10 protein-coding genes and 1 pseudogene are annotated in these 12,984 nt (G+C 70.2%); 3 read left to right on the forward strand and 8 right to left on the reverse strand.

Annotated elements, in window-relative coordinates:
• On the reverse strand, positions 1-372 hold a 372-nt coding region (locus AC31A1_RS33070), incomplete at its 3' end, for a cell division protein SepF (RefSeq protein WP_489656858.1).
• 198 nt (positions 373-570) lie between these two features.
• Between AC31A1_RS33070 and AC31A1_RS33075 the strand changes: the two genes are divergently transcribed.
• A complete protein-coding gene (locus tag AC31A1_RS33075; protein WP_489656859.1) occupies positions 571-4,629 on the forward strand; it encodes a bifunctional nitrate reductase/sulfite reductase flavoprotein subunit alpha in 4,059 nt (1,352 codons plus the stop codon).
• 198 nt (positions 4,630-4,827) lie between these two features.
• Positions 4,828-6,504: a hypothetical protein gene (locus AC31A1_RS33080; protein ID WP_489656860.1), complete on the forward strand. Its 1,677-nt coding sequence runs from the start codon at positions 4,828-4,830 to the stop codon at positions 6,502-6,504.
• A gap of 18 nt (positions 6,505-6,522) precedes the next feature.
• On the opposite strand, the gene AC31A1_RS33085 is transcribed toward AC31A1_RS33080, so the two are convergent.
• On the reverse strand, positions 6,523-7,038 hold the full coding sequence (locus tag AC31A1_RS33085) for a YceI family protein (protein WP_489656861.1): 516 nt from the start codon (positions 7,036-7,038) through the stop codon (positions 6,523-6,525).
• A 121-nt stretch (positions 7,039-7,159) separates the two neighbouring features.
• On the opposite strand from AC31A1_RS33085, the gene AC31A1_RS33090 reads away from it, so the two are divergent.
• On the forward strand, positions 7,160-7,651 hold the full coding sequence (locus AC31A1_RS33090; protein ID WP_365304041.1) for a MarR family winged helix-turn-helix transcriptional regulator: 492 nt from the start codon (positions 7,160-7,162) through the stop codon (positions 7,649-7,651).
• 7 nt (positions 7,652-7,658) lie between these two features.
• On the opposite strand, the pseudogene AC31A1_RS33095 reads toward AC31A1_RS33090, so the two are convergent.
• The 6 genes and pseudogenes from AC31A1_RS33095 to AC31A1_RS33120 all read right to left on the reverse strand — a co-directional run bounded on the left by AC31A1_RS33095 (position 7,659) and on the right by AC31A1_RS33120 (position 12,919).
• Positions 7,659-8,035 (reverse strand): annotated as a pseudogene (locus AC31A1_RS33095) (sigma factor).
• 124 nt (positions 8,036-8,159) lie between these two features.
• Positions 8,160-8,786, reverse strand: a complete 627-nt coding sequence (locus AC31A1_RS33100) for a hypothetical protein (RefSeq protein ID WP_489656862.1) — start codon at positions 8,784-8,786, stop codon at positions 8,160-8,162.
• Positions 8,787-8,880: 94 nt separating this feature from the next.
• Positions 8,881-9,555, reverse strand: a complete 675-nt coding sequence (locus tag AC31A1_RS33105; protein WP_489656863.1) for a 4-carboxy-4-hydroxy-2-oxoadipate aldolase/oxaloacetate decarboxylase — start codon at positions 9,553-9,555, stop codon at positions 8,881-8,883.
• An 18-nt stretch (positions 9,556-9,573) separates the two neighbouring features.
• The gene (locus tag AC31A1_RS33110; protein ID WP_489656864.1) at positions 9,574-10,788 is read right to left on the reverse strand and encodes an aspartate transaminase; all 1,215 of its coding nucleotides are present in this window, start codon (positions 10,786-10,788) and stop codon (positions 9,574-9,576) included.
• A gap of 5 nt (positions 10,789-10,793) precedes the next feature.
• Entirely contained in the window at positions 10,794-11,537 is a 744-nt protein-coding gene (locus tag AC31A1_RS33115) for an SDR family oxidoreductase (protein ID WP_363095516.1), read from the reverse strand.
• A 71-nt stretch (positions 11,538-11,608) separates the two neighbouring features.
• Positions 11,609-12,919 carry an MFS transporter gene (locus AC31A1_RS33120; RefSeq protein ID WP_489656865.1) on the reverse strand — a complete coding sequence of 437 codons (1,311 nt, stop codon included), beginning with the start codon at positions 12,917-12,919 and terminating at the stop codon, positions 11,609-11,611.
• Between the last annotated feature and the right edge of the window lie 65 nt (positions 12,920-12,984).

Here is a 12,984-nt window from a genome sequence, read left to right on the forward strand (position 1 = left end):
CTCCATCAACCCCTGCACCTCGGTCCCCGGCGGTGTGAGCAGGAACACGTTCCGGTCGACGCGGGTCATCCCGCTCGCCAGGCCGAAGACGACGCCCGTGCTGAAGTCCAGCACCCGCTTGGCGACCTCCGTCTCCGCGCCCGTGAGGTCGAGGAGCACCGGGATGCCCGCCATCAGGGTCTCCGCGACCTCGCGGGCGTCCCCGAACACGTTCACGCGCAGGACGACGAAGCGGCGGCGCGGCTCGGTCTCGGCCTCGGGTATCGCACGGTGGCCCACGGCGGACGGCCAGGCGTCGCGCCCCCGCAGCGGCACTACCTGGGCGAGCCCTTCCCACTGTTCGTCGGTGACATCGTGGCTGTTCACCGGCATGCTCCGTCCTGGGTAGCGCTGGCAGTCTGCATCCGGCAATTGTTGCGCACTGTCACCCGTTCGGCCCAATGCGACACACTCCGCGACAAGATCGGGCCGCATCTCACAGTGGCCCCCGGCCGGTTGTGCACCGGGCGTAACCCCTCATGATCGGGCCGCGTGACCTCGGCGTAACGGGCAATTCGTACGGTCTACGGCATGACGAAGCCCCTCACACGACAGGTCCGGACGGTCTGCTCGTACTGCGGTGTGGGCTGCGGCATGCTGCTCGACGTCGGCGCGGGTCAGGACGGCAGGCCTACGGTCCTCAGGGCGTCCGGCGACAAGACGCACCCGGCGAACGGCGGGCGGCTCTGCACCAAGGGCGCGACCACGGCCGAGATGCTCGCCGCACCGGGCCGGCTGACCGGCGCGCTCGTGCGGGACGAGCGGGGCGAGGAGCCGGTGCCCACGCCCGTCGCCGACGCGATCGCCGAGACCGCGCGGCGACTGCGGAAGATCGTCGACGAGCACGGGCCGGACGCGGTCGCCCTCTATGTCTCCGGGCAGATGAGCCTGGAGGCGCAGTACTTGGCGAACAAGCTGGCCAAGGGGTTCGTCCGGACGAACCAGATCGAGTCCAACTCCCGGCTGTGCATGGCGAGTGCGGGTGCCGGTTACAAGTCGTCGCTGGGGGCGGACGGGCCGCCGGGGTCGTACGAGGACTTCGAGCGGGCGGACGTGTTCCTGGTCATCGGCTCCAACATGGCCGACTGCCATCCGATCCTCTTCCTGCGGATGATGGAACGGGTCAAGGCGGGCGCCAAGTTGATCGTCGTCGACCCGCGCCGGACGGCCACGGCGGCGAAGGCGGACCTGTTCCTGCAGATCGCGCCGGGCACCGATCTCGCCCTGCTCAACGGCCTGTTGAGGCTGCTGCACGAGAACGGGCACACCGACCCGGAGTTCATCGCCGCGCACACCGAGGGCTGGGAGGCGCTGCCGGAGTTCCTCGCCGACTACGCGCCGGACGCCGTCGCGGCCCTCACCGGTCTGGCCGAGGACGACATCCGTACGGCGGCCCGGCTGATCGGCGAGGCGGGCGAGTGGATGAGCTGCTGGACGATGGGCCTCAACCAGTCCACGCACGGGACGTGGAACACCAACGCCCTGGTCAACCTGCATCTCGCGACGGGCGCGATCTGCCGCCCCGGCAGCGGCCCGTTCTCCCTCACCGGCCAGCCGAACGCGATGGGCGGCCGTGAAATGGGCTACATGGGACCGGGGTTGCCGGGCCAGCGGTCCGTACTGGTCGACGCGGAACGGGAGTTCACCGAGGAGGTGTGGGGCCTGCCGCCCGACACGATCCGCGCGGACGGTGTCGGCCGGGGCACGGTCGAGATGTTCCAGAAGATGGCCGACGGCGACATCAAGGCCTGCTGGATCATCTGCACCAACCCGGTCGCCTCGGTCGCCAACCGACGGACCGTCATCGAGGGCCTGGAAGCAGCCGAGTTCGTCGTCACCCAGGACGTCTTCACCGACACCGAGACCAACGCCTACGCCGACGTCGTCCTCCCCGGCGCGATGTGGACCGAGTCCGAGGGCGTCCTCGTCAACAGCGAACGCACCCTCACCCTGGCCCGCCCCGTCGTCGCCCCACCCGGCGAGGCGATGGCCGACTGGCGGATCATCGCGGCCGTCGCGTGCGCGATGGGGTACGAGAAGGGCTTCTCCTACGACAGCGCGGAGCAGGTCTTCGAGGAGATACGGCAGTTCTGGAACCCGGTGACCGGCTGGGATCTGCGCGGGGTGACGTACGAGCGGCTGCGGTCCGCGCCGGTGCAGTGGCCAGCGGCGGAGGAGGACGGGCCGGACCGCAACCCCATCCGGTACGTGGGCGGGGGTGAGCTGCGCTTCCCGACCGCCAGTGGGCGCGCGGTATTTCACGCCCGCCCTCACATGCCGGCCGCCGAACTGCCCGACGACGACTACCCGTTCGTGCTCAACACCGGTCGGCTCCAGCACCAGTGGCACACGCTGACGAAGACGGGCAAGGTCGCCAAGCTCAACAAGCTGAACCCCGGGCCCTTCGTCGAGCTCCATCCGCAGGACGCACGGGAGTTGGGGATCGCGGAGGGCGACTCGGTGGAGGTCGCTTCGCGGCGGGGGCGGGCCGTACTGCCGGCTGTGGTGACCGACAGGGTGCGGCCCGGGGGCTGTTTCGCGCCGTTCCACTGGAACGACCTCTTCGGCGAGTATCTGAGCGTCAACGCGGTGACGAGCGACGCGGTGGATCCGGTGTCGTTCCAGCCGGAGTTCAAGGTGTGCGCGGTGTCGTTGACGAAGGTGGCGAGTGCGGCGCCGACACCGGTCCCGGCACCGGCTTCAACAGAGGTCTCACAGAAGGCAGTTGTCCCGACCTCCGTCATTCCGGGCACGAACCCCTTCGGCCTCGACCCGGCCCCACCGCCCGTCCTGACCGCGCAGGAACGCCTCTACCTGACCGGCTTCCTCGCGGGCATCGAGTCCGGCGCCCCGGGTGTGCCCACGCTTCCACGGGACGCGCCCTTCAGTGCCGAGCACGCGCTGTGGGTCAACGGCGTTCTGGCCGGGATGTATTCGAGGTCGGCACCCGCTCCCCCGGGACAATCACAGCAACAGCCGCACCCCGCCCGGCAGATAGTCGTCCTGTGGGCATCGCAGACGGGCAACGCCGAGGAGGTGGCGGCGGCCACCGCGGAACGGCTGAGCTCGGCCGGGCACCGGGCGACCCTGGTCGGCATGGACGAGGCCGACGTCGGCACGCTCCCCGCCGACGCCGATCTCCTCTTCATCACCAGCACGTTCGGCGACGGCGACGCCCCCGACAACGGCTCCGGCTTCTGGGACACGCTCGCCGGTGAACAGGCCCCGCGCCTGGACGGAGTGCGGTTCGCGGTCCTCGCCCTGGGCGACTCGTCGTACGGCGACTTCTGCGGGCACGGACGCCGACTGGACGCCCGGCTCGACGAGTTGGGCGGGGTGCGGCTGGCCCCGCGCACGGACTGCGAGCCGGACTTCGAGCCGTCGGCGGACGCGTGGCTGGGGCAGGTGCTCACGGCGCTCGGTACCGAAAGGTCCACCGAGACAGCGGCCCCCAAGTCGCCGCCCCGGTCCCCCAAGCCCACTCCCATCGCCGCCCGTCTAGTGGGCAACCGGCTGCTCAGCCGCCCCGGCGCGGGCAAGGAGGTCCGCCGGTTCACCTTCGACACCAGCGGCACCGACCTGACGTACGAGACCGGTGACGCACTCGGTGTGCGGCCGGTCAACTCGCCCTCCCTGGTGGACGAATGGCTCACCGCCACCGGCACCGATGCCGCAACGGCCGTAGAACTGGACGGCGTTGGAGAGCTCCCCTTCGCCGAGGCGCTCCACCGGCAGTTGGACATCACCCGCATCACCCCGGACCTGCTCCGGTTCGTGGCCGAACGGGCCCGGGACGACCGGCAGTTGCGCAGGCTGCTCAGGCCCGACAACAAGGACCGGCTGGCGCAGTGGAGCTGGGGGCGGCAGGCGGTGGACGTGCTCGCCGAGTATCCGGTGAATGCCGGTGCCGAGGAGTGGGCCGGTGTGCTCAAGAAGCTTCAGCCGCGGCTGTATTCGATCTCCTCCAGCCCGCTCGTCGACCCGCACAGCGTCTCGCTGACGGTGTCGGTGGTGCGGTACGAGAATCTCGACGGCCGCCCGCGCGGCGGAGTCTGTTCGCCGTTCCTGGCGGACGCCGAGGCGGGGACCGAGGTCCCGGTCTTCGTGCAGCGCGCGCCGCACTTCCGGCCCCCCGCCGATCCCGCGACCCCGATGGTGATGATCGGACCCGGCACCGGTGTCGCGCCGTTCGTCGGCTTCCTTCAGGAACGGCGCGCGCTCGGGCATCCCGCGCCCAACTGGCTGTTCTTCGGGGAGCAGCACCGCGCGACGGACTTCTACTACGAGGAGGAGCTGACGGAGTTGCTGGACGAGGGCACCCTGGCCCGGCTCGACACGGCGTTCTCCCGGGACCAGCGCGCGAAGGTGTACGTGCAGGACCGGATGCGGGAGCACGGGCCCGAGCTGTGGCACTGGTTGCGGGAAGGCGCCCACTTCTATGTGTGCGGGGACGCCTCGCGGATGGCGAAGGACGTGGATCGCGCGCTGCGGGACATCGCGGTCGCGCACGGCGGGATGGACGAGGCCGAGGCGGGTGCGTATGTGAAGCAACTGGCGGCGGCGAAGCGGTATGTGCGCGATGTTTACTGAATGAACTGATGGCCATGGTCAGTTGAACAAAGCCGTTCGAGTTTGCCCCATTTAGGCCATGACGAGGCCTTCTTACCGGTCTCACACCCGAATCTTCACGACTCCGGACACCCGGCTCACCAGCCGGGATTAGCGTCCCGTGTCGTGCACTTGGCAGAAACACAACAGGTGACACCCGGTCGGCGGACACAGTCGGCGGTGTCCGCCCCGGAACCTCCCGCGCAGTGGCACCGCATCCTCACCCTGCTCGCCGACATCAGTCTCTTCATCGGCGTCCGCCCGGTGTGGACGGAGGCCGCCAGCCACCGGCTCGTCGTGGCGGCGGTCGTCTGCCTCTGCTACGCCTCGATCCTGGTGTGCGGGGTGCTGACCCTGGTGGTCCGCCGGGCGCGGTCGCTGGCCCGGATCGATCTCGCCGTCCTGGTGACCGCGGTCCTGCTGGCGCTGTCCGCGTGGTCCGTGTTCCACACCGGCGGCGACGAGGCGGTCCTCACCACCCAGGCCGCGAAGGAACTGGTCGCCGGACACCCGATCTACGGCCATCCCTGGCCCTGGCTCTTCCACCCCAGCCAGGGCGTCGCCCTCACCCCGACGGTGACCGGCGGCTACGACTACACCTACGGCTATCCCCCGCTGGAGACGCTGCTCACGGCACCCCTCCTGTGGATCGGACACGGCGGCGCCCCCGCGACGGCCGTCGCGACCGGCGCGCTGATCGCGGCCGCGGTCCTCATGTGGCGCCTGCTGCCGACCCAGTGGCGGTCGGCGGCCACCATGGCGTGCCTGGGACTCGGCCTTCTTCCGACCTACGGCCGTCAGGGCTATCCCGCCGTGCTCGCGCTGGCGTTGCTGGTGCCGGTGGTGATCCGCTGGCCCCGGATCGGCAGGGGCGGCCGGCTCGGCCCTGCCGGGATCGCCCAGGCCGCGTGTCTGGGTGCGGCCTGCGCGGCGCAGCAACTCCCCTGGTTCCTCACGCCGTTCCTGCTCGCCGGGATCTACGCGGTGCGGCGCGGTGAACTCGGCGCCCGGCAGGCCGCGTTGGTGCTGCTGCGGGTCGTCGGGGTCGCCGTCACCGTATGGCTGCTGATCAACACGTACTTCATCGTGCACGAGCCGAGCACCTGGCTGGGCGGCATCGCGCTGCCCTTGACGCAGGGCGCGGTGGTGCACGGCCAGGGCCTGGTGGACATCTCGCTGTACTTCACGAACGGCAGCGACCGCCTCGACTGGTACTCCCACGCGAGCATGCTGCTGGCGGCGGGTCTGCTCGCCGTATTCGTGCTGTTCGTACGGCGGTTGGGGCCGGCGGCGACCGTCCTGCCCTGGTGCGCCTTCTATCTGGCGACGCGTTCACAGGACGGCTACTACCTGCTGATGACCCCGTTGTGGCTGGCGTCGGCGGTCACCGCGCCGATCGCCGAGTTCCGTGACGCGTGGCAGCCCCGCCCCCGGCTGCTGTCCGGCCCGCACCGCCGTCAGGCCCGGGTCGCGGCGGCCGTGCTGCTGGTCACGCCCGCGCTGGCGAGCGCGGCCGTGGCGGCGACGGGGGCGCCGCCGATGGACATGCGACTCACCGGTGTACGGCGGGCGTTGCCCACCGTCGTGACCCGGCTGACCCTCAAGGTGACCAACTCGTCCGGCGACGCCCTCACGCCCCACTACACGCTCACCACGGGTCAGGGCATGAGCAGGTACTGGTCCCAGGTGGGCGGCCCGGCGACGCTGCCCGCGCACAGCACGCGGACCATCGAACTCCGGCCGCCCGACGGGACGTTCACCCTGCCGCACAAGAAGGTCCGCATCCGGGTGCGCGCCTTCACCGCCACTCCGCAGACGCTGTCCAGCTCGGACATCCAGCTGCGGCCCAAGGACTGACCGCTGCTTGACGCTCTGTCAGGCGGCGGTCCGCAGGAAGCGCAGCGTGGTGGTGACGGTGGTCAGGCCGCGCAGCATGCCCAGCTGGTTCCAGCCCAGGCCGAACTGGTCGCGGTCCACGGTGAATTCGGCGTCCAGCGTGAGCGCCTCACCGGTCGCGTCCTTGAGGCGGGCCGTGAAGGTCTGCGGGCGGCTGATGCCGTGGACGGTCAGCTGACCGACGACATGCACGGTGTCGCCGTCGCGCAGTTCCGCGCTGCGCACCGCGAAGGTGATCTCCGGGAACTTGTCGGTGTCGAACAGGTCGGCGGACCGCAGATGCTTGTCGCGCTTGGCGTTCTTGGTGTCCAGGGAGGCGGCGTCCAGGGTCAGCGTGCCGATCGCGGAGCCGTCGCCCCGGACCTCGCCCTGACCGTTGACGGTGCCGAAGGTGCCCTTCACATTGACCAGGCCCCACATCGTCTTGTGGCTGATGCCCACGGTGGAGGCGGCCTGGTCGAGCTGCCACACCCCGGTCTCGACGGCGACGGTCATGATCTCTCCCACTGATTCCGGTAGTCCAAATTTGAATGAGCACTGCGAGCCTCAAGCTAGCCCATTATCCAAATCTGGACAACCATCTCCTCCAAAATTGGACAACAGGTAGACTCACCCCATGGCCGACCCCGTAGAGCGCCCCGCCGACCAGCCCGAATGCCCGTCCCTGCGGGGCGACGGGCTGCTCCCGCCCGAGCTGCGTGCCTGGATGCTGCTGCTGGCGGCGACGGGTGCGGTGGAGCAGGAGCTGCGCTCGGTCGTGAAGGGGAACCTCGACGTCTCGCACGACGAGTTCCTGGTGCTGTGCCTGCTGGCCGAGCAGCCCAAGGAGGGGCTGCGGATGACCCGGATCGCGGAGCTGCTGGGCCGGCCCAAGACCCGGCTGACGTATCAGATCGCGTGTCTCCAGCACGCGGGCCTGGTCACCCGCAAGTCCGTCTGCGGCGACAAGCGCGGCATCGAGGTCGCCCTCACCGACAAGGCGACCCAACTCCTGCGCGAGGCCTCCGAGTCACTCGCCGAGACGGTCAGGCGCGGGCTCACCCAGTTCGTGGGGCGCGAGCAACGGGAGGCGCTCAACGCGCTGTTCCCGGATCGCGCCGCCACCTGACGCCGTCCTAAAGGGAGTTGGGGGCGCCCCCGTCCGCCAGCAGGTCCACGAGGGTCGCCCGGGCCCGGGCGACCCTCGAACGGACCGTCCCCACAGGGCAGTTGCTGAGTTCCGCCGCCTCCTCGTAGGGCAGGCCGAGGACCGGCCCTCGAAGCGGTGCAGGCTGTCGAGCGCCCGTAGGAACGTGTCCTGGGCGAGGTCGTCGGCCGCCTGCGGGTCGGCGCAGAGGTGGGAGACATGGCGCAGGACGTCACGGTGCAGGGCGCGCACCAGATGGTCGACGGCGACGGAGTCGCCGTGGCGGGCGGCGAGCGCCCAGTTGGTCAGCGACTCGTCGCTCGACTCCGTCACGTCGGGCGAGGCGGGCAGGGTAGGAGTGATCACCTGAGGTCCTTCTCGGTCATCCGTGAAAGGGGATCGGCCGTCCCGCGACGCCTGGAAGAGGCGCGGCACGGAGGTACGGCCCAGACCCGAGGCGCGTGGGCGCGGCCCCGGGTGCCGGCTGTCGTCAGGCGACAGCGGTCCCCAGAGGCGGACCCCGAGAGGTGATCGCGTGGACGAGAAGGAGAAGCCGCGGCGCCCGCTCGGAACGGGGACGGAGACGCGGGCGATGCGGGGGAACGGGGAGCGCGAGCAGCAGTCGTAGCGGAGCCACCAGTCGTCCGGCTACGGCCCGCAGGACGCGGAACGCGGCGCGCTCGCCGTGCGCCGGCCACAGGCCGCAGAGCAGGGCCGCGAGGAGGTGGGCCGTGAGCATCCCGGGCGAGGATGTGTCGGTGGTGGTGGCCGACATATGGCCCGTGTCCATGGAGTCGCCGGCGCTCATGTGCATGGAGCCCATGTCGGCCGACCCCATGTCCATGGACACGGGCTGACCTGTCGCGGGCTGCGCCAACGAGAACGCCGAGTGGAGGGCGGCCTGGGCGGCGACCACGAGGGTCACGATCAGCGGGAGGCCGCGTTCACGGCCCGCCAGGGACCAGCCGGCCGCACCGGTCGCGGCCGGCCCGATGGCCAGTGCCCAGGCCGGCACGTGGTGGCCGGACATCAGGACGTGGGCCAGGGCGGCGAGCAGCACCCAGACGGCCGCGAACATCGCGGCCCTCATCGTGCGCGCACACCACCCTGCCGTCATGGCGCCTCATCCTGGCATCCGAACCTGGGTCCCAGCCGTGGGTACGGTACTTCCCGGCTCGTTGCTCAGTGGTGGTGATCGCGGCGGGCCCGTCCTACTCCTCGATCACGAGGCCCTTCGCCGCGAGCACCGGCGCGAGGCCGCACATCTCGACAACCGTCCTGCCCGCGCGGTACGCGGCGATGAACCCGGCCTCGGCGTCGACGCGTTCCTGCGAGAGGGCGGCGGCCTCGGCCGCGTCCTCGCGGCGGACGACGACCACGCCGTCGGCGTCGGCGCGCATGATGTCGCCGGGGCGGACCAGCACACCGCCGACGGTGATCGGTTCGCACATCGGGCCGACGGTCTCCTTGACCGTGCCCTTGATGGAGACGCTGCGGGAGAAGACCGGGAAGCCCAGCGCGCGCAGGTCCTCGGTGTCGCGGACGCCCGTGTCCGTGATCAGGCCGGCGAGGCCCTTGGACTGGCAGGCGTTGGCGAGGACGTCGCCGAAGGAGCCCGCCTCCTCGTAGTTGCCGGCGGACACGACCACGACGTCGCCGGGCCGGGCGTAGGCGATGGCGGTCTGGAGCATGAGGTTGTCGCGCGGGGCGCACTGGACGGTGAAGGCGGGGCCGCACAGGGACATCGTGTGGTCGACCGGCTTGATGGCCGAGTCCAGCGCCCCGAGACGGCCCTGCGCCTCGTGGACGGTGGCCGAGGAGAAGGCACTCAGCTGCTTGACCACGGCGGGCTCCGGGCGGTCGAACTTCGTGCTGACGCGGATCATGATGACCTTTCGGAGGGATCAGACGCTGGGTGCGGAGGTCAGTTCGGCGCACGCCGCCGCGATGCGCTCGCAGGCCTCGGTGAGGACGTCCGTCGACGTGGCGAACGAGATACGGAAGTAGCCGGGGGCGCCGTAAGCGGTTCCGTGGATCACCGCCACCTGTTGGCTGTCGAGGAGGTGACGGGCGAAGTCCTCGTCGTTCTCGATCCGGGTGCCGGCGGGGGTGAACTGCCCCATGGCCGCCTGGCAGTTGACGAGGAGGTAGAAGCCGCCGTCCGGGACCGTGCAGTTCAGCTGCGGGACGTCGTTGACGAGCTTCACGGTCTCGTCGCGGCGGGCGCGGTAGACGCGCACGGTGTCCTGGACGAAGCCCTGCGGTCCGGTGAGCGCGGCGGCAGCGGCGGCCTGGCTCACCGAGGAGGGGCACGAAGAGGTCTGGGACTGGAGGGTGTTGATCGCCGTCACCAGGTCGGCCGGGCCCACTCCGTATCCGATACGCCAACCCGTCATCGCGTACGTCTTGGAGACACCGTTGGTGAGGAACACCCGGTCGGCCAGGCGGGGTTCGACGGCCGCGAGGGAGGCGGCGCTCTCGTCGCCGTACCAGATCTCGTCGTAGATCTCGTCGGTGAGGACGCCGACGTGCGGGTGGGCGAGCAACACCTCGGCCAGGGCGCGGAGTTCGGCGGTGGTGTAGGCCGATCCGGTCGGGTTTCCCGGGGTGTTGAGGACGACCCAGCGGGTGTGCTCGGTGAGGGCCGAACTCAGGCGCTCCGGGGTCAGCTTGAAGCCGTCCGCCTCGGGGCAGTCGACGATGACCGGGGTGCCGTCGTTGGCGCGGACCATGTCCGGGTACGACACCCAGTACGGGGCGGGGACGACGACCTCGTCGCCCTCGTCCAAAGTCGCCATCAGGGCAAGGAAGATGACCTGCTTCGCGCCACCGCCGACGGTGATGTGCGCGTCGGTTACCTCCAGGCCGTGGCGCTCGCGGAGTTTGCCGGTGATCGCGGCGCGCAGGGCCGAAGTGCCGTTCACCGGGGTGTACTTGGTCTCGCCCGCCTCGATCGCCTTGATCGCGGCGGCCTTGACGTGGTCCGGGGTGTCGAAGTCGGGCTCGCCCACGGTCAGGTCGAGGATAGTGAGCCCCTGGCTCTTCAGCTCGCGTACGCGCTGCGCCGCCGCCGTGCTCGGCGAGGGCTTGATACGGCTGAGGCGCTCTGCCGTCTTCACGGTGATCAGCCCTCCCTGCGCTCGAAGTTGAGGCCGCCGGGCACCTGGAAGGTGGGCAGGATCTCGATGTGGCCGATGTTGACGTGTCGGGGCGAGTCGACGGCGAACTCGATGGCGTCGGCGATGTCCTCGGGCTTGAGGGACTCGTAGCCGTCGTAGAACTCGCGCTGGGCGGCCTCCATGTCGCCCAGGAGGCGGCCGAAGATCTCCGTCTCCACGCGGCCGGGGCAGATCTCGCTGACGCGGACGCGGCGGCCGTAGCCGTCGACGCGGAGCTGGCGGGAGAGGGTGTGCACGGCCGCCTTGGTGGCGTGATAGATCGTGTTGCCGCCGAAGTTGTAGACACCGGCGATGGAGCTGATGTTGACGATGTGGCCGAGGTCGCGCTCGACCATGCCGGGCATCAGCAGGCGGACCAGGTGCAGGACGGCCTGGATGTTGACGGCGATCTGCTCGTCGATCGCGAACTCGTCGGCGGTGAGGATGTTGCCGGTGCGGGAGACGCCCGCGTTGTTGACGAGGACGTCGATCTCCAGGCCGTCGAGGACCGCGGTGAGCGCCTCGGTGTCGGTGATGTCGACGGCGTGCGGGATGCAACCGGTCTCGTCGGCAAGGGTGTTGAGCCGGTCGGCGTTGCGGGCCACGGCGTGGACTTCGAGGCCGCGCTTGGCGAGCCGTTCGACGACCACGGCTCCGATGCCGGTCGACGCTCCGGTGACGAGGGCCGTCCTGTAGTCGGAGATGGGCATGCTGAGGGCTCCTTGCTGTGCGGGGTGGGGGGTTGTGCGGGCGTGCGGATGCCTGTTTTTCCGGGGCGGCGTCAGGCGTCGCGCAGGGGCAGGTGCGCCCGGTCCGTCACCCGGGAGACGGCGATGAGCGTGCCGAGTGCGGTGATGACGGCGTAGAAGGCCGGCATGTTGACGTTGCCCGTGCGGTCGATCAGGTAGGTCATCAGCAGGGGGGCCGTGCCGCCGAAGAGGGCGGAGGAGACGTTGTAGCCCAGGCCGTAGGCGGAGTAGCGCACACGGGTCGGGAACAGTTCGACCAGCAGGATGTGGATGACGCCTGTGTGGCCGGCGAACACCACCGCCATGACGCAGGCGCCGATGACCGCGAGGGCCACGTTGCCGGTGCCGATCAGCAGGTAACAGGGGATGCCGACGATGGCCATCGCGATGGCCGATCCGGCGAGGACCTTCTTGCGGCCGACGCGGTCGGAGAGGCGGCCCATGTAGGGGATGGCGATACAGATCGCGACCAGGCTGGAGGCGGTGACGAGGAGGCCCTGGACCTTGCCGAAGTGCAGCTCGGTGCTCATGAAGGTGGGCATGTAGCTGAACAGGACGTAGTAACCGGAGCCGTTCATCAGGGGGATGAACAGGGCCAGCAGCATGGCGCGCCGGTGCTCGGCGGAGGCGAACGCCTCCTTGAGGGGGTTCTTGGAGAGGCCGTCCTCTTCTTTCAGGCGCGTGAAGTTGGGGGTGTCGCTGATGCGCTTGCGGATGTAGATGCCGGCGATGCCGAGCGGCACGGCGAGCAGGAACGGGATGCGCCAGCCCCAGGACTCCATGCGCGCGGAGCCGAGGCCGCTGGTCATCGCGGCGGCGACCAGGGTGCCGGTGAGCAGCGCGAGGAACGAGGCGATCTGCGCGTAGCTGGTGTACAGGCCGCGCTTGCCCTCCGGGGCGTGCTCGGCGAGGAAGCTCATCGCGCCGGAGGCCTCGCCGCCGACGGAGAAGCCCTGGGCGACGCGGAGCAGGATCAGCAGGGCGGGCGCGGCGATGCCGATGCTCGCGTAGCTGGGCAGTACGCCGATGGCCGCGGTGGCGGCGCTGATCAGCAGGATGACGAAGACCAGCATGCGCTGGCGGCCGATGCGGTCGCCGAGGTGGCCGCAGATGACGGCGCCGAGGGGGCGGAAGAAGAAGGAGACGGCGTAGCCGAGGAAGACGAGCTGGACGGCGTTGTCGGAGCCGGGGAAGAAGACGGCGGCGAGCGATCCGGCCATGAAGCCGAAGATGCCGTTGTCGTAGAGCTCGGCGAAGATTCCGACGCAGCCGGCGAGGGTGACCTTGCGGGCGGTTCTGGGATCGACCGTGTTGGGGACGGGTTGAGCGGCCACGGTACTCATGGCGTCTCCTGTCTGGGCAGCAGGCGTGGGATGAGGGGCGTTACGGCTCCGTGCGGGGTGCTTCC

This window comes from Streptomyces sp. P5F9 (assembly GCF_057961495.1).